This is a genomic window from Leisingera sp. ANG-M1 (assembly GCF_000813745.1).
In the GTDB taxonomy this organism is placed as follows: domain Bacteria; phylum Pseudomonadota; class Alphaproteobacteria; order Rhodobacterales; family Rhodobacteraceae; genus Leisingera.
The window spans coordinates 22646-41855 of the sequence record NZ_JWLC01000012.1; the positions used below are offsets into that span (position 1 = coordinate 22646).

General features: G+C 63.3%; 18 protein-coding genes. 9 read left to right on the forward strand and 9 right to left on the reverse strand.

Annotated features, from left to right (window positions below; all coding sequences use genetic code 11):
• Position 1: 1 nt before the first annotated feature.
• Positions 2-982 (reverse strand): sterol desaturase family protein, encoded by a 981-nt coding sequence (locus tag RA19_RS10580; protein ID WP_039162286.1) that lies wholly within the window; start codon positions 980-982, stop codon positions 2-4.
• A 99-nt stretch (positions 983-1081) separates the two neighbouring features.
• On the opposite strand from RA19_RS10580, the gene RA19_RS10585 reads away from it, so the two are divergent.
• Positions 1082-2026: a LysR family transcriptional regulator gene (locus RA19_RS10585; RefSeq protein WP_039162287.1), complete on the forward strand. Its 945-nt coding sequence runs from the start codon at positions 1082-1084 to the stop codon at positions 2024-2026.
• A 32-nt stretch (positions 2027-2058) separates the two neighbouring features.
• Here the strand turns inward: RA19_RS10585 and RA19_RS10590 are convergent, their stop codons facing one another.
• From RA19_RS10590 to hpaR, 5 genes are all read right to left on the reverse strand, one after another.
• On the reverse strand, positions 2059-2640 hold the full coding sequence (locus RA19_RS10590) for a sarcosine oxidase subunit gamma (protein WP_039162288.1): 582 nt from the start codon (positions 2638-2640) through the stop codon (positions 2059-2061).
• Positions 2633-5644: a sarcosine oxidase subunit alpha family protein gene (locus RA19_RS10595; RefSeq protein WP_052261750.1), complete on the reverse strand. Its 3012-nt coding sequence runs from the start codon at positions 5642-5644 to the stop codon at positions 2633-2635. The genes RA19_RS10590 and RA19_RS10595 overlap by 8 nt, the downstream gene beginning before the upstream one ends.
• A gap of 11 nt (positions 5645-5655) precedes the next feature.
• Positions 5656-5943, reverse strand: coding sequence for a sarcosine oxidase subunit delta (locus RA19_RS10600; protein ID WP_039133862.1), 288 nt, complete (start codon positions 5941-5943; stop codon positions 5656-5658).
• A 16-nt stretch (positions 5944-5959) separates the two neighbouring features.
• A complete protein-coding gene (locus RA19_RS10605) occupies positions 5960-7210 on the reverse strand; it encodes a sarcosine oxidase subunit beta family protein (RefSeq protein WP_039162290.1) in 1251 nt (416 codons plus the stop codon).
• Positions 7211-7482: 272 nt separating this feature from the next.
• Positions 7483-7923 carry a homoprotocatechuate degradation operon regulator HpaR gene (gene hpaR / locus RA19_RS10610; protein ID WP_039162291.1) on the reverse strand — a complete coding sequence of 147 codons (441 nt, stop codon included), beginning with the start codon at positions 7921-7923 and terminating at the stop codon, positions 7483-7485.
• A 114-nt stretch (positions 7924-8037) separates the two neighbouring features.
• Between hpaR and RA19_RS10615 the strand changes: the two genes are divergently transcribed.
• The 8 genes from RA19_RS10615 to RA19_RS10650 all read left to right on the forward strand — a co-directional run bounded on the left by RA19_RS10615 (position 8038) and on the right by RA19_RS10650 (position 15773).
• Complete coding sequence (locus tag RA19_RS10615) at positions 8038-8430, forward strand: 5-carboxymethyl-2-hydroxymuconate Delta-isomerase (protein ID WP_039162292.1); 393 nt, start codon at positions 8038-8040, stop codon at positions 8428-8430.
• A complete protein-coding gene (hpaE, locus tag RA19_RS10620) occupies positions 8430-9941 on the forward strand; it encodes a 5-carboxymethyl-2-hydroxymuconate semialdehyde dehydrogenase (protein ID WP_039162293.1) in 1512 nt (503 codons plus the stop codon). Before RA19_RS10615 ends, hpaE begins: the two co-directional genes overlap by 1 nt.
• A gap of 79 nt (positions 9942-10020) precedes the next feature.
• Positions 10021-10875 carry a 3,4-dihydroxyphenylacetate 2,3-dioxygenase gene (hpaD, locus tag RA19_RS10625; RefSeq protein ID WP_039162294.1) on the forward strand — a complete coding sequence of 285 codons (855 nt, stop codon included), beginning with the start codon at positions 10021-10023 and terminating at the stop codon, positions 10873-10875.
• A gap of 13 nt (positions 10876-10888) precedes the next feature.
• Entirely contained in the window at positions 10889-11869 is a 981-nt protein-coding gene (gene hpaD / locus RA19_RS10630) for a 3,4-dihydroxyphenylacetate 2,3-dioxygenase (RefSeq protein ID WP_039162295.1), read from the forward strand.
• Between the two features lie 61 nt (positions 11870-11930).
• Positions 11931-13343 (forward strand): pyridoxal phosphate-dependent decarboxylase family protein, encoded by a 1413-nt coding sequence (locus RA19_RS10635; RefSeq protein WP_039162385.1) that lies wholly within the window; start codon positions 11931-11933, stop codon positions 13341-13343.
• A complete protein-coding gene (locus tag RA19_RS10640) occupies positions 13343-14194 on the forward strand; it encodes a fumarylacetoacetate hydrolase family protein (protein ID WP_039162296.1) in 852 nt (283 codons plus the stop codon). The genes RA19_RS10635 and RA19_RS10640 overlap by 1 nt, the downstream gene beginning before the upstream one ends.
• Positions 14191-14991, forward strand: a complete 801-nt coding sequence (hpaH, locus tag RA19_RS10645; RefSeq protein WP_039162298.1) for a 2-oxo-hept-4-ene-1,7-dioate hydratase — start codon at positions 14191-14193, stop codon at positions 14989-14991. The genes RA19_RS10640 and hpaH overlap by 4 nt, the downstream gene beginning before the upstream one ends.
• 11 nt (positions 14992-15002) lie before the next feature.
• Positions 15003-15773 carry an aldolase/citrate lyase family protein gene (locus tag RA19_RS10650; RefSeq protein WP_039162300.1) on the forward strand — a complete coding sequence of 257 codons (771 nt, stop codon included), beginning with the start codon at positions 15003-15005 and terminating at the stop codon, positions 15771-15773.
• 190 nt (positions 15774-15963) lie between these two features.
• Here RA19_RS10650 and RA19_RS10655 read toward each other — a convergent pair whose 3' ends face one another.
• The 3 genes from RA19_RS10655 to RA19_RS10665 all read right to left on the reverse strand — a co-directional run bounded on the left by RA19_RS10655 (position 15964) and on the right by RA19_RS10665 (position 19192).
• Positions 15964-17544, reverse strand: coding sequence for a DUF4139 domain-containing protein (locus RA19_RS10655; protein WP_241479054.1), 1581 nt, complete (start codon positions 17542-17544; stop codon positions 15964-15966).
• Between the two features lie 169 nt (positions 17545-17713).
• Positions 17714-18046 carry a hypothetical protein gene (locus RA19_RS10660; protein WP_039162304.1) on the reverse strand — a complete coding sequence of 111 codons (333 nt, stop codon included), beginning with the start codon at positions 18044-18046 and terminating at the stop codon, positions 17714-17716.
• A 123-nt stretch (positions 18047-18169) separates the two neighbouring features.
• Positions 18170-19192: an aspartate-semialdehyde dehydrogenase gene (locus RA19_RS10665; protein WP_039162306.1), complete on the reverse strand. Its 1023-nt coding sequence runs from the start codon at positions 19190-19192 to the stop codon at positions 18170-18172.
• Between the last annotated feature and the right edge of the window lie 18 nt (positions 19193-19210).

A 19210-nucleotide genomic window follows, 5' to 3' on the forward strand; every position in this document is an offset into this window, starting at 1 on the left:
ATCAGCTTCCCATGATCCGTTTGCGGCGCTCCTTCATTACCGCGTCAGCCTCGACCGTGCCGTCGTGGAAGGAGCCGAACACCTTGTCCCAGGGCACCTCCAGCGAGCCGTAATTGCACTCGAAATAACGGTGGTGCATCTGGTGGTGAAAGGTGCCCAGCGTCAGCCGGTTCTTGTCCTTCATCAGCAACCCTTCGAACCCAGTATGGGTGGTTGCTGCGGTCAGCGCGTTGAACTGCAGGTGGTAGAGGATATGAACCGGATGCGCCGCCACCACCCAGTGGATCAGCACTGAGCCGAGGAAAATCAGATGCTCCACCGGGTGCATCGACATGCCTGACCAGGGGCCGACGTTGATATTGCGGTGATGCAGCGCGTGCACGTGCTTGTAGAAGAACGGCACATGCAGCAGCCGGTGGATCCAGTAGAAGTAAAAGCTCTCCCAGATCGGGATCAGCCAGAACAATGCAATGAACCAGACCGGATGCGCCGCCCAGGTGATCATGGGGGCATAGCCATTGGCCATCGCCCAGAACATCAGCACCTCGTAAGCGGTCCAAAAGAACACGCCGCTGGTCATGGTCCAGAACATATTGTCCCGGATCTGTCCGCCCAGCGTGAACTGGCGGCCGTTCTTCATCAGCGGCCGCGGATCGTATTTCAGCCGCTGCCCCTGCGCGGTGAAACTGTAGAAATAGAGATGCAGCAGCCCGGCCACCCCTGCCATCAGAACCAGGTTGCGCAGGTACATCGGCGCGATCCAGCTGAGCGATAGATTTTGGCTCTCCTCCAGAGGCGGCTGGAACCAGTAGAAGGAGATCAGCGCAATGCCCGCAATGATCAGCTTTTCCGAGATCAGGAACCAGCCGTTCAGCCACCACTTCAGCGCCGCAACCGGCCGCGGCGGCCAGTGAAACAGTGGCGAGGTCTGCAGCGGCAATGCCGGCAAGTGGTTCCAGCCTTTCAGTTCCTGTTCGCTCATCTGCTGCCCTCCCTTCAGGATAGCGATAGCCTGCCGCGGAATTTCATCTTTGAAAAACAGAATATTCAGATAATCTTCCTCTGAAATTCAGAGGTAAAGATGCCCTTCACCCTCAAAGCCATGCGCTATTTCACCACTGCCTTGCAGCACGGCAGCATCAGCCGCGCCGCCGAGGAGCTGCATGTGGCGGCATCCGCCGTCTCGGCGGCAATTGACCAGATCGAGGCGCAGTTTCAGCTTCAGCTCATCACCCGCCACCGCGCCCGCGGCATCGAACCCACCCGGGCAGGCCGCGACATGGCCCGCAAGTTCACGCGTCTCTTGGAAGATTACGACTTAATCCTGGCCGAGGGCGCCGAGCTGAAACAGGAGTTCACCGGCAGTTTCCGTCTTGGCTATTACGCGCCCGTGGCCCCCGGCTTCCTGCCGCAAATCCTCGCGCCCTTCCTGGCGCCCCGGCATCAGGTCGCGCTGGAGCTGGAGGAATGCCACAACGATGCCGCCCAGGCAGGCTTGCAGGACGGCCGCTATGACGCAATCCTGTTTGTCCCGGACGGCAGCCACCCGCAAATCGACTACGAGGTGCTGCTGCAGGCGCCGCCGTATGCACTGCTGCACCCTGGTCATCCGCTGGCGGAAAACGAAGCGCTCAGCCTCTCCGACCTGGCAAATGAACCGCTGATCGCACTGAACCGCCCGATGGTCACGGATTATCAGCTGCGCCTCTTTGCCGGCCTCACCCGACGTCCCGAAACCATCGTGCAGGCCAACACCACCGAGATGGTCCGTGCCATGGTCGCCGCGGGCCACGGCTGTGCCATCCTGAACATGCGCCCCGCCACCGATCTCAGCTATGGCGGCCAGCCGCTGGCGGCGCGGCCAATCGCGGACGGCGGCACCCCGCTGTCACTGGCCGTCGGCTATAACCGCACCAACCCGCGCCGCATCACCAGCACGTTTGCCAAAGCCTGCAAAGACTGGGCCGCCAGCCCCGCCGCCGCCGAGTTCATTGTGCTGCCGCCAAATGAAACAAGCGCCCCGTAAGCCGGAGCGCCTGCCAAATTCTTTTTTTGGTCTTAAATCGCCGACTGCGCCGCCGCCACCAGCGCGTGGTGCAGCGACCCGGCAGAGCTGCGCGGCCCCACAATCGAGTATTTCTGCCCCGGCTCATGGCACAGCAGGAAGACCCCCAGATGCTCCATCGAGGTGCGGCTGGCATCACCCGGTTTGCCCGTCCGGATATTGGCGTTGCAAAGGCGTTCTAGCACGTCAAAGCAGCGGCTGCCTTCCATGTCGAAGCGGCACCAGCCGTCGGTCTGCTCCACCACGGAACCGGCGTCGCCCACCGCTTCCTTCAGCTCCCCCGCCAGCAGCTCGTGGCTGTCATGCGGCGCCGAGACCATCCACAAGTCCGGCCCCATCCACCAGGCTGCAAACTCGCCATTTGCGTTCCAGCTTGCAGGCTCCGGCAAAGCCCCGCCCAGATAGGAGGCGGCGGCGGATTTCACCGCATCTTCACTGCCCTGGCGCGCCGCCAGAGAGGCCAGCGCCCGGTCCGTTACTTCACGGATCAGCAGCCCGGCAAAAGCATCCACATGCGGTTCATACCCGCCCAGGGGAGAGACCGCTTTCAGACCATGATTATCGAACTTACCCACGGAGACGCTCCCCTTCCGGATCCACAAAATGCGCGCTGACAACTTCGACCTGGACTTCCTTGCCCTCCAGCGGATTGACCGCGCGGATCACCTCGCCTTTGCGGCTGTCGCCGCTTTTCAGGAAGCCGATCCCGATCGAACAGCCCAGCACCGGCGAATAGGCGGCCGAGGTGATATAGCCCTGATCGGTTGCTGCGCTGACCTCGCCATCGGCGTTCATCAGATGCGCCCCGGCCTGCACCGGATCAGCGGCATTCACCGGCTTGAAACCAACCAGCTTCAGCGCATTCTCCTGGTTCATGCCTTCGCGTTCACTCAGCGTATTGCCGATGCAGTCCTTTTTCTTGCTGACCATCCGGCCCATGCCGAGGTTCAGCGCCGAGGTGGTGCCGTTCAGCTCGTTACCGGCGGCATGGCCCTTCTCGATCCGCATGACGCCCAGCGCCTCGGTGCCATAAGGCACCGCGCCGAACTCCTCGCCTGCTTCCATCAGCTTGCGGATCATCGCATCGCCGTAACGGGTCGGAACCGCGATCTCATAGGCCAGCTCGCCAGAGAAGGAGATCCGGAACAGCCGCGCCCGGCAGCCGCCTGCCACAGTGACTTCACCGCAAGCCATGAAGGGGAACGCCTCATTCGAGATGTCGAACTCAGGGTCCACAACCTTTTGCAGCAGCTTCCGGGCATTCGGACCCGCCACCGCGAACTGCGCCCAGGCCTCGGTGGTCGAGATCAGCTGCACATCCATGTCAGGGAACAGGCACTGGCGCGCAAATTCCATGTTGCGGTAAACCAGAACTGCGTTGGCGGTGGTGGTGGTCACTACAAAATGATCCTCGGCAAAACGCGCCGCGGTGCCGTCGTCATAGGCAATGCCATCCTCGCGCAGCATCAGGCCGTAGCGGACCTTGCCCACCGGCAGCTTGGCAAAGGCATTGGCATACATCTTGTTCAGGAACGCCGCCGCATCCTTGCCCTGCACGTCGATCTTGCCCAGCGTGGTCACGTCGCAGATGCCCACCGAGTTGCGGGTCTGCAGCACCTCGCGGTCCACCGACTGACGCCAATGGGTCTCGCCCGCCTTGGGGAACCACTGGGCGCGCAGCCATTGGCCGACCTCGACAAACTCGGCGCCCTGCTCCTCCGCCCATTTGTGGCTGGGGGTCTTGCGGGTGGGGCGGAATTCCTCGCCCACGGACCGGCCTGCCATCACGCCAAACGAGACCGGCGTATAGGGCGGGCGGAACATGGTGGTGCCGACCTCGGGGATCTGCTTGCCTGCCAGTTCAGCCATGATCGCCAGGCCGCCCATGTTGGAGGTCTTGCCCTGATCGGTCGCCATGCCAAGGGTGGTGTAGCGCTTCAGATGCTCGACCGAGCGGAAGTTCTCCTGATGCGCCAGCTTCACGTCCTTGACGGTGACATCGTTCTGCTGGTCCAGCCAGGCGCGGCCCTTGCCTTCCTTGACGTACCAGAAGGGAGTCACGTTGATGGGCGCATCCTCGGCCTCGGGCAGATCGCCCGCCTTGGCCTCAATTCCCAGCTCCGACAGTGCGGCCACGGCGCCCTCGGCACCGGCCCGCAACGCGGCAGCGGTGGAGAAATCACCATTCGCAGCCCCAGCCACCGACATGTTTTGCGGCAGTGTCCCCGCGGGGACAAAAGCGGCAATGTCTTCGCGCCAGGCCGGACGGCCGCGCTGGTGGCAGGTCAGATGCACATTCGGGTTCCAGCCGCCGGAGACCGCCAGCGCACCGCAGGGCACATCGCGGGTGGTGCCATTGGCCAAACGCACGCGCGCCCACTCCAGACCCAGCCGGCCCTTGGTATCAACCACCTGGGCACCAGCAAACAGCTCGGCACCGTCCACTTTCGGCGCATCCGCACGGGTATCAATGACCGCAGTCACTTTCACACCCTTGGCGATCAGGTCCGCCGCCGTGCGGTGGCCGTCGTCGTTGTTGGTGAAGACCGCAACCGTCTGGTCCGGCGTCACCGCCCAGCGGTTGGCATAGGCACGCACGGCACCGGCCAGCATCACGCCGGGACGGTCGTTGTTCTCAAAGGCAATGGGCCGCTCGGTTGCACCCGCCGCCAGCATCGCCCGCTTGGAGTAGATCCGCCACAGGATCTGCCGCGGCTTGCCTGTTTCCGGTGCCAGCACGTGGTCGGCAGTGCGCTCCACCGCGCCATAGATGCCATGGTCATAGGCCCCGATGATCGAGGTGCGCGGCATCACCCGCACATTCGGCATCGACGCCAGCTCAGCCTGCGCCTGCTCCACCCAAGCCGCGCCGGTCAGGTCGCCAATGCCAAAGGTCTCGGCATTCAGACGCCCGCCCAGCAGGAAGTCCTCATCCGCAATGACCACCTGCGCCCCGGCACGGCCCGCGGTCAGCGCCGCCATCAGGCCGGTGGGCCCGGCCCCGATCACCAAGAGATCGCAATGCAGGAAGCCCTTGTCATAGGCATCCGGGTCATCCTCAAAGCTGATGCTGCCCAGGCCCGCTGCCTTGCGGATGATGGGTTCGTACAGCTTTTCCCAGAAGGCCGCAGGCCACATGAAGGTCTTGTAGTAGAACCCCGCGGTCAGGAAGTTCGAGAACCGGTCGTTCACCGCCATGAAGTCATGCTTCAGCGACGGCCAGCGGTTCTGCGAGTTTGCCTCCAGCCCGTCATAAAGCTCGGCCACGGTGGCGCGGGTGTTCGGCTCCTGCCGCCCGCCGCTGCGCAGCTCGACCAGCGCATTGGGCTCTTCCGAGCCAGAAGTCAGCACCCCGCGCGGACGATGGTATTTGAACGACCGGCCCATCAGCCGCACGCCGTTCGCGAGCAGGGCTGAAGCCAGGGTGTCGCCCTCAAACCCCTTGTAGCGCTTGCCGTCAAAGGTGAAGTTCAGCGCCTTGCTGCCCTTGATCAGCCCGCCATCCAGGCGGTTCACCTGCACGCCCTTGCGGGCACCGGTGCTGCCGTCGGCCTGGAACGCAACCGTTCCTGCATTCATCACTGCGTCAGTCATTTGCTGCGCCCCCTTGCCCGGGCCACATCGCGGGCCAGTTCGACATTCAGGATTTCATGGGTCACGGTGTTGCGGGTCACCACCAGCCAGGAGCGGTCGCCCTGCTCGTGGAACCACAGCTCGCGGTGCTCGCCCGCCGGGTTGTCGCGCAGGTACAGGTAGTCGTGGAACTGCCCTGCCGCGTCATCAGCTTCCCAGTCGGGACGGTCGATCAGGGTCGCATCACCCAGATAGGTAAACTCCTGGCTGTCCCGCGGCCCGAGGATCGGATGGTTGATAATCATCGCTGTCTTCCTTTCCTCAGTGCAGGTTCGGCTGGGCGCCCTGGCCCTTTTCGTCGATCATGCAGCCGCGGCGGAACCGGTCGAGCCGGTATTCCGTGGCCACCTTATGCGGCGTGTCCGTTGCCAGCAGATGCGCATAGCACCAGCCCGAGGCCGGGGTCGCCTTGAACCCGCCGTAGCACCAGCCGCCGTTGAAATAGAGGCCGTCCACATGGGTCTTGTCGATGAAGGGAGAGCCGTCCATCGACATATCCATGACACCGCCCCAGCTGCGCAGCATCCGCACCCGGCCCAGCGCCGGGATCAGCGCCATACCGCCTTCGATCACATCCTCGACCACCGGCAGATTGCCGCGTTGCGCGTAGGAGTTGTACATGTCCAGATCGCCGCCGAAGACCAGGCCGCCCTTGTCCGACTGGCTGCAATAGAAGTGGCCCGCGCCAAAGGTGATCACCCCATCCAGCACCGGCTTCAGACCTTCGGATACAAAGGCCTGCAGCACATGGCTTTCGATCGGTAGGCGCATGCCCGCCTTCTCCATCACCCGGCTGGAGGAGCCGGCCACGCAGCTTGCCACCTTGTTGGCGCCGATGAAGCCCTTGGTGGTCTCCACGCCCAGGCACTTGCCGTTCTCGATCTTAAAACCGGTGACCTCGCAGTTCTGGATAATGTCGACGCCGCGCAGGTCGGCGCCGCGGGCATAGCCCCAGGCCACCGCATCGTGGCGCACGGTGCCGCCGCGGCGGTGCAAGAGGCCGCCCTTGATCGGGAAACGCGCGTTGTTGAAGTTCAGGAACGGGTACATCGCCCGGACACCGTCCACATCCAGCAGCTCCGCGTCCGATCCATTCAGGATCATCGCATTGCCCCGGCGCCGCGCCGCGTCGCGCTGCGCGTCCGTGTGCACCAGGTTCAGAATGCCGCGCTGGCTGACCATGGCGTTATAGTTGAAGTCCTGCTCCAGCCCTTCCCACAGCTTCAGCGACAGCTCGTAAAACGGCTCATTGCCGTCCAGCAGGTAGTTGGAGCGGATGATGGTGGTGTTGCGGCCCACATTGCCGCCGCCGATCCAGCCCTTCTCTATCACCGCGACATTGGTGATGCCGTGGTTCTTGGCCAGGTAATACGCCGTCGCCAGCCCGTGGCCGCCGCCGCCGATGATCACCACATCGTAGCTTTTCTTGGGTTCCGGATCGCGCCAGGTCGGGCGCCATCCCTTGTGGCCCGTCAGGGCCTCCTTGATCACTTTCAGGCCGGAATACCGCATGATGTCCTCTCAACTGTCCCGGTAAGGGTCGTCGAGAAACGCCGCCTTTCACAGAGCGATATCGGACGCCGGACACGCCATTTGCGTCATATTCCGCAAATCACCAATGCAGATGCAGCATGGATTCCGGCGCAATCACAGCGGGATTTTAGTATCAACAAACTGTTTTTACGCAATAAAATTGAAATTCAGCACAAGTTCAGAGAAACCACCGCGTCACACCGGTTTGCGCCAACCGCCCCGGCATCTGCGTCAAATGCGGCAGAAACGACTCACTCCGAAAGGTCGATCTGATCCAGCTCGTTCAACAGATCCAAAAGCGCCTCATAGCGCTCCGCTCCCATCTTGGCCCGGGTGCGGTTCATCAGCTCAAGACTCGCGTCAATGTTGTCGGCGATGATTTCCTCGCCCGCCGGCGCAATCCGAACCACCTGGCGGCGGCGGTCTTCGGTGTCGCGTTCGCGGCTGATCAGCTGCTTCTCCTCCAGCTTCTGCAGGATCCGCGTCAGGCTCGGCAGCAGCAGGCAGGCCTTGTCGGCAATCTGGGTCGGATCGATCGGCCCGTCCTCCTGCACCACCCGCAGCACCCGCCACTGCTGTTCAGTCAGATCAGCGCCGCTCAAGAGGGCGCGGATCGGCCCCATCACACGCTCGCGCGCCCGAAGAAGCGCAATCGGAAGGGATCGGTCTGTGGCCGGCATCATCTTGGTCATATCCGATTATCACCCCCCTTCCGGGTAAACGCAATTGCCGCTTGGATTTCTTCTGCTTGACTCACGGTACTCCAATTGGTAAACATGTTAAGTAATTCACGAGAGGTAACGCAGATGCCGCACATCACGCTGGACTACTCAGCCAACATGGAGGAGCGCACCGATATCGCCGCGCTTTGCAGCCACTTGCGGCAGGCAGCAGCGGCCACTGGCGTGTTTCCCCTGGCGGGTATCCGGGTGCGCGCGTTCGCGGCAAACTATGTCTCGATTGCCGATGGCAATCCGCAGCACGGTTACATCGACATCTCGGTGCGGCTGCGTGCCGGCCGCGACCTGGACACCCGCAAGCGCGCCGCCCAGGCGGTGTTTGAGGCGGCGCAATCCTTCCTTGAACCGGCCATGCAGCAGCACTCCATCGCGCTCTCGCTTGAGATGCGCGACATCGACCCCGGGCTTTCCCCAAAATGCGGCACCATCCGCGACCATATGCAGAAGGCGGACCAGTGATGAGCGACCTGACCACCAACATCGAAACGCTGAACAGCCACCTGAACCGATTCCGCGACACCGGCATCCTGAACCTGATCGGCGGCGAAAGCCGCCCTGCGGCCTCCGGCGCCACGTTCGAAACATCTTCGCCAGTGGACGAGAGCACAATCTGCGCCGTCGCCAAAGGCGGCAGCGAAGACATCGACGCAGCAGCTGCAGCCGCCAAGGCGGCCTTCCCGGCCTGGCGCGACATGCCGGCGCTGGAGCGCAAGAAGATCCTCAACCGCATCGCCGACCTGATTGTCGAACGTGCCGAAGAGATCGCCCTTTGCGAATGCTGGGACACCGGGCAGGCCCTGCGTTTCATGTCAAAGGCTGCCCTGCGCGGTGCCGAGAACTTCCGTTTTTTTGCCGACAAGGCGACCTCGGCCCGCGACGGCCAGCAACTGCAGTCACCCACCCTGATGAACGTGACCACCCGGGTGCCGATTGGCCCGGTGGGCGTGATCACCCCCTGGAACACGCCCTTCATGCTGTCGACCTGGAAGATTGCCCCCGCGCTCGCCGCAGGCTGCACCGTGGTCCACAAACCGGCCGAGTTCTCCCCGCTGACCGCGCGCATCCTGGCTGAAATCGCCCATGAGGCCGGGCTTCCACCGGGCGTCTGGAACCTGGTCAACGGCTTCGGCGAGGATGCCGGCAAGGCGCTGACCGAACACCCGGACATCAAGGCCATCGCCTTTGTCGGCGAAAGCAAGACCGGATCGATGATCATGAAACAGGGCGCCGACACCCTGAAACGCGTGCATTTCGAACTGGGCGGCAAGAACCCGGTGGTGGTCTTCGACGACGCCGACCTCGACCGCGCGCTGGATGCCGCGATCTTCATGATCTACTCGCTGAATGGTGAGCGCTGCACCTCCTCCTCGCGCCTGCTGGTGCAGGAGAGCATCGCAGACGGCTTCGAAGCCAAGCTCATCGAGCGGGTCAATAACATCAAGGTCGGCCACCCGCTGGATCCGGCCACCGAGGTCGGCCCGCTGATCCACAAGGTGCATTTCGACAAGGTCACCTCCTACTTCGAGACCGCGAAACAGGACGGCGCCACCATCGCCGTCGGCGGCACCCGCGCCGGCGATCAGGGATGGTTCGTGCGCCCGACCCTGTTCACCAATGCCACCAACGATATGACCATTGCGCAGGAAGAAATCTTTGGCCCCGTCCTCACCGCGATACGTTTCAAGGACGAGGATGAGGCTCTAACACTGGCCAATGACAGCCAATACGGCCTCACCGGTTACGTCTGGACCAACGACCTGACCCGCGCCCTGCGCTTCACCAACCATCTCGAGGCCGGGATGATCTGGGTGAACTCGGAAAACGTCCGCCACCTGCCTACGCCCTTTGGCGGGGTCAAGGCCAGCGGCATCGGCCGCGACGGCGGCGACTGGAGCTTCGAGTTCTACATGGAGCAGAAGCACGTCGGCTTTGCCCTGGGCCAGCACAAGATCCCGCGCCTGGGGGCCTGATCCGCTTCTTCCTCTTGCCCCAAATATCCCGGGGAGCGCGAGGGGCCGGCCCCTCGCCCTATCAACTGGAGACACCCTCATGGGAGAAATCGTTCTCGCCGCCAAATGCACCCATGTGCCTACCATGCTGATGTCGGAACAGCCCGGCCGGCTGGAGGGCGCCCGCAAGCCCGCCATCGACGGCCACCGGGAAATCGCCCGCCGCGCCAAGGAACTCGGCGCCGATACCATCGTGATCTGCGACACCCATTGGGTGATCAACGCAGGCTATCACATCAACGCCAACAGCCGGTTCAAAGGGCTGTTCACCTCCAACGAATTCCCGCAGTTCATCCAGAACCTGCCCTATGAGTACGAGGGCAATCCGGCACTTGGCGACGCCATCGCGGCAGCGGCCTCGGACAAGGGCGTCTATACCCTGTCGCATCAGCTCGACTCTCTGGAACTGGAATACGGCACCCTGGTGCCGATGCGCTTCATGAGCCGCGAGGGCGACTTCAAAGTGGTCTCCATCGCCGCCTGGTGCACTGTCCATGACCACGACGAAAGCCGGGTGATCGGCGAAGCCATTCGCGAGGCGGTTGAAGCCTCGGACAGCAAGGTTCTGCTGGTCGCCTCCGGCTCGCTCAGCCACAAGATTTGGGCAAACAGGGACTATGCCGCCAACAACGGCACCTTCACCATCAGCTCAGAGTTCAACCGCCAGATGGACTTGCGGGTGCTGGAGCTGTGGCAGAAGGGTGACCATGCCACCTTCCTCAGGATGCTGGGCGAATACGCCGACTTCTGCTGCGGCGAAGGTTCCATGCACGACACCGCCATGCTCTACGGCGCGCTTGGCTGGGACAGCTACACCGCCCCTTGCGAAGTGATCACCGAGTATTTCCCCAGTTCCGGCACCGGCCAGACCAACGTGATCTTCCCGGTTCAGTAATAGGAGACCCCCAATGCCCGTCCCTGCCCCGAACCTCTATCCGCCCTTCAACATCGTGCGGCTCAGCCACGTCGAATACGCCGTGACCGACCTGGCCGCCTCCCGTGCCTTCTATGTGGACACGCTTGGCCTGCAGGTGACGCATGAGGACTCCGTGCGCATTTATCTCCGCGCAATGGAGGAACGCGGCCACCACTGCATCGTGCTGGTGCAGGCGGATGAGGCCTCGGTCGGGGTGCTGGGCTTCAAGCTTTATGATGAACCGGATCTGGACAAGGCGGCAGAGTTCTTCGCCTCCAAGGACCTTCCCGTCGAGTGGGTCGACCGCCCCCACATGGGCCGCACCTTACGCACCCGCGACCCCTGGGGCATCCCGCTGGAGTTCTACGTCAAAATGGACCGGCTGGAGCCGATTCATCAGCAGTACAGGCTCTATAACGGGGTAAAACCGCTCCGCATCGACCATTTCAACATGTTCAGCGCGGATGTGGACGCCGCAGTCGCCTTCTATAATGAAATGGGCTTCCGGACCACCGAGTTCACCGAGGATGACGAGAGCGGCAAGGTCTGGGCCGCCTGGATGCACCGCAAGGGCGGCGTGCATGACGTGGCCTTCACCAACGGCCTGGGCCCACGCCTGCACCACACCGCCTTCTGGGTGCCGACCCCGTTGAACATCATTGACCTGCTCGACCTGATGTCGACCACCGGCTATGTCGGCAACATCGAGCGCGGCCCCGGCCGCCACGGCATCTCCAACGCCTTCTTCCTCTACGTGCGCGACCCCGACGGCCACCGGATTGAGATCTACTGCTCCGATTACCAGACCGTCGACCCGGATCTGGAGCCGATCAAATGGTCGCTCACCGACCCGCAGCGCCAGACCCTCTGGGGCGCCCCGGCGCCACGCAGCTGGTTCGAAGAAGGCTCAGTCTTCGAAGGCGCAGAACCGAAACCAAGCGCCTTGAAAGCCCAGCCGATTATTGCACCCTGACGCCACACAGGACCGCACCCGTGCGCGGTCCGCGCTTTGGGCAGGCACAAAGGAATACGACATGAAATGGGATGAATTCTCCGAATGGGGCCGCAAGGCCGCGGACTGGGCGCAGGACTACCACCTGACCGTCGGCGACAGGCCGGTACGGGCCCAAACCGCACCGGGAGACATGCTGAACGCCCTGCCCGCAACCCCGCCAGAGGACGGAGAGGGGATGGAGGCGATCTTCCGTGACTTCGAAGACATCGTGATGCCCGGCATTACTCACTGGCAGCACCCGCGCTTCTTCGCCTATTTCAACTCCAACGCGGCGGCGCCCTCGGTGCTGGCAGAGTTCCTCGCCTCTGCCATCGCGCCGCAATGCATGCTGTGGCAGACCTCCCCCGCAGCGACTGAGATGGAAACACGGATGATGGACTGGCTGCGCCAGGCGCTGGACCTGCCGGACCAGTTCCAGGGCGTCATTCAGGACTCCGCCTCCTCCGCCACCCTTGCCGCAGTGCTGACCATGCGGGAGAAAGCGCTGAACTGGCAGGGCAACCAGCAGGGCCTGTTCGGCCAGAAAACACTCCGGATTTACTGTTCATCTGAGGTTCACACATCCATCGACCGCGCCATCTGGGTTGCCGGCATCGGCCAGCAAAATCTGATCCGTGTGCCGATCAAAGGCGATTGGCGCGGCATGGACGCTGATGCGCTGGAGGACGCTATCCAGGCCGACCTCGCAGCTGGCCACCAGCCCGCGGGCGTCATCCTCTGCGTCGGCGGCACCGGCGTTGGCGCCACCGACCCGGTGGACCAGGTGCTGGACGTCGCTGAAAAGCATGGCCTCTACACCCATATCGACGCCGCCTGGGCCGGCTCCGCGATGATCTGCCCGGAATACCGCCACTACTGGCCGGGGGTGGAGCGTGCCGACAGCATCGTCTTCAATCCGCACAAATGGCTCGGCGTGCAATTCGACTGCTCCGCCCATTTCCTCAAGAACCCGGATGACTTGGTGCAAACCCTCGCGATCAGTCCGGAGTACCTCAAAACCCACGGCCATGACGGCATCATCAACTATTCCGAATGGTCGGTGCCGCTGGGCCGCCGCTTCCGGGCGCTCAAGATCTGGTTCCTGATCCGCACCTACGGGCTTGAGGGCCTGCGCCAGCGGCTGCGCAATCACATCAACTGGTCGAACCAGCTGCACGACAGGCTCAAGTTAGAGCCTTATTTTGAGATCACCACTGCACCGATGTGGTCGCTCTGGTCGTTTCGCTATGCCCCCGATGGCGCCTCGGACTTGGACGATCTGAACCTCGCATTGGTCAATGCGATCAACGACGACGGCCGCATCTACCTGACCCAGACCCGCCTCGACGGCCAACTGGTGATCCGCTTCCAGGCAGGCCAGTTCGAGACCACCGAAGCAGACGTGATGATGGCTTTCGATGTCATCACCGAAATCGCAAGGAGCCTGACCTGATGCGCTTTGCCACCTACAACGCCAATGGCGAGGCCTTTTATGGCGCGGTCACAGATGCGGGCATGATTGCCCTGTCGCCGCAGTTCCCGGACTGGCCCACGATGCGCGACGTGATTGCCGCCGAAGGTCTCCCGAAACTGGCAGAGGCCGCCGAAGGCCAGCCCGTCACCCACACGGAATTCACCTATGAAATCCCGGTCCCAAACCCGGAAAAGATCATCTGCGTCGGCGTCAACTTCCCGGACCGCAACGCGGAGTACAAGGACGGCTCTTCCCAGCCCAAGCACATGTCCCTGTTCCCCCGCTTCCCGCGCTCCTTCACCGGCGCCGAACGCCCGCTGATCCGCCCGCCGGAAAACCACACGCTGGATTACGAGGGCGAGGTCGCCGTGGTGATCGGCAAGGCAGGCCGCCGGATCAAACCGGAAGACGCCTACGATCACATTGCGGCTCTAACACTGGCGAATGAGGGCACCATCCGCGACTGGGTGCGCCACGCCAAGTTCAACGTGACGCAAGGCAAGAACTGGGACAATTCCGGTTCCATCGGGCCCTGGCTGGTGCCTTTCACCGATGCTGCACAGCTGGATAAGGCCCGCATCCTCACCCGCGTGAATGGAGAAGTCCGCCAGGACGACACCCTGGCCCGCATGATGTTCCCGATCCGCGAGGAGATTGCCTATATCTCCACTTTCACCACCCTGCAGCCCGGTGACGTGATCATCACCGGCACACCGACAGGTGCAGGTGCGAGGTTTGAACCGCCGAAATACCTGACCCCCGGCGATGTGGTAGAGGTCGAGGTCGAAGGCATCGGCATCCTGCGAAACACGGTTAAGGATGAGGCATGACCCCGGAGCAGCATCAGGAAGCCGCAGAAAAACTGTTCCGAGCCGAGGCAACTGGCCAGCAATGCGGCCTGCTTTCCTTGGCCTATCCCGGCATGACGCTGGACGACGCATATGCGGTGCAACAGGCTCTAATCCGGCAGAAACTGGCCTCCGGCCGCAAGAAAATCGGCTGGAAGATCGGCCTCACCAGCCGCGCCATGCAGCAGGCGCTGAACATCACCACCCCCGACAGCGGCGTTCTGCTGGACGACATGGCGTTCGAAAACGGCAGCACCGTCCCGGCAGGACGTTTTATCCAGCCGCGGGTCGAGGCGGAGATTGCCTTCATCATGAAATCCCCGCTCGCAGGCGCCGAGTGCTCCCGCGAAGACGTTCTGGCCGCCACGGATTATGTGACACCGTCGCTGGAGATCCTCGACACCCGCCTCCTGCGCGCAGACCCGGCAACCGGCCAGGCCCGCATCATCACCGACACCATCAGCGACAACGCCGCCAATGCCGGCGTGCTGCTGGGCGCCGAACGCCACGCGGTTGACGCTCATGATCTGCGCTGGGTGGGCGCCATCACCGCCCGCAACGGCACGGTCGAGGAAACCGGCCTCGGCGCCGGCGTTCTGAACGATCCCGCCACCTCGGTCCTGTGGCTGGCGCGGAGGATGGCGGAATATGGACAACAGATCGAGGCCGGGGATATCGTGCTCTCGGGCTCTTTCATCCGCCCCATCGAATGCCCGCCGGGCACGGAGATCGCCGCAGATTTCGGCCCCTTCGGTTCCGTATCCATCAATTTCGCCTGACAGGAGGCCCCATGCCCGCACCCACAAACAGCTTCAAACAGGCTCTATCACAGGGAAAGCGGCAGATCGGCTGCTGGATGAGCTTTGCCGACGGCCAGATCGCCGAGATCATGGGCACCTGCGGTTTCGACTGGCTGGTGATCGACGGCGAGCATGCGCCCAACGACATCCGCTCGATCCGCGACCAACTGATGGCACTGGCGGCCTCTCCCAGCCATCCAGTGGTGCGGGTGCCGGTGGGCGAGACCTGGATGATCAAGCAGGTGCTGGATGCCGGTGCCCAGACAATGCTGGTGCCGATCGTGGAAAGCGCTGAACAGGCCCGCGAGCTGGTCCGCGCCTGCCACTACCCGCCCAAGGGCGTGCGCGGCGTTGGCGCCACGGCGGCGCGCGCCACCATGTTCGGCACGGTCTCCGAGTATATCCAGACCGCCGATCAGGAGGTATGCCTGCTGGTGCAGGTGGAAAACCGCGCCGGAATGGAGGCACTGGACGAGATCCTGAAGGTCGAAGGCATCGACGGCGTCTTCATCGGCCCCGCGGACCTGTCCACCGACATGGGCCATCAAGGCAACTCTGCCCATCCGGAGGTGCGCGCCGCAATTGCTGATGCCATCACCCGAATCAAGGCCGCAGGCGTCGCCCCCGGCATCCTCGGCACAACTGAGGAAGCAACACAGGCCTACGCGGACATGGGCGCGCAGTTCCTGGCTGTTGGAATCGACGTGATGGTGCTGGCCCGCAACGCCCGCGATCTGGCCGCCAAGTGGAAGGCGGTCTAACGGCGGACCGCAAACCGCAACGGAAGCTCTCCCGCGCCTGCCCATTGCCCTGGCAAAGCCAGAGCAGCGGCAGCAGCCTTGGGCGTGGCACCGCGCGATGCGCGGTGCCACGCCCAACGGGAGGAAGGTATTTCCAATGCCTGACGACGGGCGGGAGAGCCACAATGGCAGGTCCGGGCCCGCCGCCGGATCAGCGCAGCACCATGCCTTCCGGCCATCTAAGCGTGGTGTCCAAGCGGATGGCACGGCTTTCGCCCGCAGCCAACTCCATGTCCCAGGCCAGGATCCCGCGCTGTTTTTCCACGTTTTCCTCCGAGGGCCGCGGCTTGGCGCTCCAGGCAATCCCCAGATCCTCCTGCTGCGAATAGGGCACCCGGTCCAGAACCCGCAGCGGCCAAGCCTGCCCGGTCAGATTTTCCACCTCAAGCTCCACGTTCTGCACCTGCTCATTGCTGCGCGAGATCAGCCCCTGGCCGCCTTCGCTCTGGTCCAGCACATCGCGGCGCACCTGCAGGCCTTCAATCGGACCGAAACCAGCCTTTGCCTCTGCCCCTGGCGCGAGGCCTTCAAAATACTCGACCGCCACCAGCTTTCCATCGGCAAACCGCTGCACGTATTCCGAGGCCAGCAACGGCTCGCCGAAACTGTTGGTGAAAGCTGCAACCCGGTAGGCCGTTTCATCCTGGGCAGGAACCGCCACCGCTGTCAGTTCCGCTGCAACCGTCAGGCTGTCCATCTCCAACCGCAGCAGGTCCGCGCCAGGCGCCACCGTGACCGGCTCACCGAAACTGTATACTACAGCCGCACCGCCCGCATCCGCGCTCCAAGGCGCGGCCTCTTCATAGATGGCAGCCGGTTCTATCACCGGTTCGGCCAGGGCGCTCATTTCAGCTCCGTCCGACAGCAGCCGTTTCTGCGTGCGCGGCGGTTCCGGCTCGGTGATCCTGCGCAGCCAGGGCCGCAGCACCGACGGGCCGCCCTGGCCGGAGGGCTTTGCCGTGGACAGCGTCAGCGCAACATCCTCCCAGGTCTCGCCGGTGCTCTGCTGCAGCACAACGGCCCGTTTCAGGGTGACTGTTGTCTCATCTCCCGTGTCAAGGTGCAGCTCATAGGAGGGCGACCAGCCGGTGCTGCCCCTGCCCTCCGTCAAATAGCGGACGGCCACCATCCCTTCGACCTCCTGTTCGACCGCCACATCCACGGCAATGAACAGCCGGTCTTCATCCTCCAGCTGGATTGCCGCCAAAGCCGCACGGGCTGCGTCCAGCTCATCCTCCAGAGCCTCCAGCTGCAGCTCAATCCGGCGGGCGTTGCTCTCTGCGCTCACGGCTGCCTGACCAGCCTTGCCCGCTTCGCGCGCAATCATCCGGGCAACTGCGCCCAGCGCGACCGCATCTGCCTGCGCCAGGCCTTCATTGGCCCCCAGCTGCTGCAAAAAGCCGATCGAAGCCTCCGCTGCCCGCGCCTCGGCCCGGGCCTGGCCGGCCTCGTCACGGACTGCGGCAATGCTGGCTTCCGCCTCGCGCACCCGCGCTTCGGCCGCCGCGGCCTCCGGATCGCCAGCCTGGCGCGGCGGCACGAAATCCTCCCGCATCAAAGTTGCGATGCGGCGGGCGCCCGCCACCTCGACTTGCAAGGTGTCCAGTTCCGCCGTGCGCGGCACGTTCTGCAGGATCAGCCTGTGCCGTCCTGGCGGCAGCGGCACCGCCGCCCTGCGGGTCACTTCGGCGAGGCCCGGGTAAAGGGTCACTTCCGCGACCCTGCTGGTCACAGGAATGGTTTCTGCCGCGGCTGGAACCGCGGCGAAAGCAAAGAGGTATGGAAGAACAGGCTTCAAGGAAATTCGCATGGCATCTCTCGAAAAAATCGCAGCAGGCTGAAACCGCCTGCCCGATGCCAATCCTAACGGCCGCCTGCCCGCCTGGCCAGCAGGCCGGGGTTCAGGGCTGCGAAGGCCCGAAACGCAGTTCCAGTTCATCGGCATCAATGCCCAGGCCGTCGCAGGAGGATATTGCCGCCTGGTTCTGCGCATCATGGACCCACAGATCGCCTTCGCGCCGCTTCAGGCAAATCCCCTTGCGGCGCAGGCCGCGGCACAGGGTGAACCAGTCGCCGGCCGCCGCAATCTCCGCTTCCAGATGCTGCCGAAGCTCAGCTGCCGACACGCAATTCAGCTTCGGCTGCGACAGGATCTGCGCCAGCGCGCCTTTCGGCTCAGCCGCGGCGGCGGGGACGACGGGAGCGGCGTTGCTGAAATCCTGCAGTGCGATCATGGCTGTGTTCCTCTTTGTCTGCTGTCCTCCTCAAATTAGCCGGACAGCCGCACACAAGGCAGCCGTGCAAAAGAAAAGGGGCCGCCTCTTCCGAAGCAGCCCCCTATCCCAAAGGATAAAATTTTAGCCTTTCTTCAGAACCTCACGGCCCAGCAGCTCGGCAATCTGCACCGCGTTCAGCGCCGCGCCCTTGCGCAGGTTGTCGCTGACACACCACAGGTTGATGCCGTTCTCGATGGTCGAGTCCTGGCGGATGCGGCTGATGAAAGTGGCAAAATCGCCCGCGCATTCGATCGGCGAGACGTAGCCGCCGGCTTCGCGCTTGTCGATCACCATGATACCCGGCGCCTCGCGCAGGATGTCGCGTGCTTCGTCCTCGTCCAGGAACTCTTCGAACTCGATGTTCACGGCTTCGGAGTGGCCGACAAACACCGGCACGCGGACGCAGGTTGCGGTGACCTTGATCGACGGGTCGACGATCTTTTTGGTTTCCACAACCATCTTCCACTCTTCCTTGGTCGAGCCGTCTTCCATGAAGACGTCGATCTGCGGAATGACGTTGAAGGCGATCTGCTTCTGGAATTTCTTCGGCTCAACCTCGGTGGTCGGGTTGTAGATCGCCTTGGTCTGATCCCACAGCTCGTCCATGCCGTCTTTGCCGGCGCCCGACACCGACTGGTAAGTCGAAACCACAACGCGCTTGATCTTGGCGCGGTCGTGCAGCGGCTTCAGCGCCACCACCATCTGCGCGGTCGAGCAGTTGGGGTTGGCGATGATGTTTTTGTTCTTGTAGTCGTGGATCGCTTCCGGGTTGCACTCCGGCACAATCAGCGGAATGTCCGGGTCGTAGCGGTAGAGCGAGGAGTTATCGATCACCACGCAGCCCGCCGCAGCCGCCTTGGGCGCGTAATCCTTGGTCGCGGCAGAACCCACGGCAAACAGCGCCATGTCCCAGCCCGCAAAATCAAAGGTGTCCAGATCCTGGGTAGTGAGTGTCTTATCGCCAAAGCTGACTTCAGTGCCGAGAGAACGGCGGCTTGCCAGCGCAGCGATCTCATCCACAGGGAACTGGCGCTCGGCCAGGATGTTCAGCATTTCGCGGCCCACGTTGCCAGTGGCGCCAACGACGACGATGCGGTAACCCATTTGTCTGTTTCTCCAGTA

Coding starts and splice junctions, on each gene's coding strand:
- hpaH (WP_039162298.1), top strand. CDS start 14,191: ATGACCCCGGAGCAGCATCAGGAAGCCGCAGAAAAACTGTTCCGAGCC.
- hpaD (WP_039162295.1), top strand. CDS start 10,889: ATGCCCGTCCCTGCCCCGAACCTCTATCCGCCCTTCAACATCGTGCGG.
- RA19_RS10585 (WP_039162287.1), top strand. CDS start 1,082: ATGCCCTTCACCCTCAAAGCCATGCGCTATTTCACCACTGCCTTGCAG.
- hpaR (WP_039162291.1), bottom strand. CDS start 7,923: ATGACCAAGATGATGCCGGCCACAGACCGATCCCTTCCGATTGCGCTT.
- RA19_RS10600 (WP_039133862.1), bottom strand. CDS start 5,943: ATGATTATCAACCATCCGATCCTCGGGCCGCGGGACAGCCAGGAGTTT.
- RA19_RS10640 (WP_039162296.1), top strand. CDS start 13,343: ATGCGCTTTGCCACCTACAACGCCAATGGCGAGGCCTTTTATGGCGCG.
- RA19_RS10665 (WP_039162306.1), bottom strand. CDS start 19,192: ATGGGTTACCGCATCGTCGTCGTTGGCGCCACTGGCAACGTGGGCCGC.
- RA19_RS10595 (WP_052261750.1), bottom strand. CDS start 5,644: ATGAATGCAGGAACGGTTGCGTTCCAGGCCGACGGCAGCACCGGTGCC.
- RA19_RS10635 (WP_039162385.1), top strand. CDS start 11,931: ATGAAATGGGATGAATTCTCCGAATGGGGCCGCAAGGCCGCGGACTGG.
- RA19_RS10615 (WP_039162292.1), top strand. CDS start 8,038: ATGCCGCACATCACGCTGGACTACTCAGCCAACATGGAGGAGCGCACC.
- RA19_RS10580 (WP_039162286.1), bottom strand. CDS start 982: ATGAGCGAACAGGAACTGAAAGGCTGGAACCACTTGCCGGCATTGCCG.
- hpaD (WP_039162294.1), top strand. CDS start 10,021: ATGGGAGAAATCGTTCTCGCCGCCAAATGCACCCATGTGCCTACCATG.
- RA19_RS10660 (WP_039162304.1), bottom strand. CDS start 18,046: ATGATCGCACTGCAGGATTTCAGCAACGCCGCTCCCGTCGTCCCCGCC.
- hpaE (WP_039162293.1), top strand. CDS start 8,430: ATGAGCGACCTGACCACCAACATCGAAACGCTGAACAGCCACCTGAAC.
- RA19_RS10650 (WP_039162300.1), top strand. CDS start 15,003: ATGCCCGCACCCACAAACAGCTTCAAACAGGCTCTATCACAGGGAAAG.
- RA19_RS10605 (WP_039162290.1), bottom strand. CDS start 7,210: ATGCGGTATTCCGGCCTGAAAGTGATCAAGGAGGCCCTGACGGGCCAC.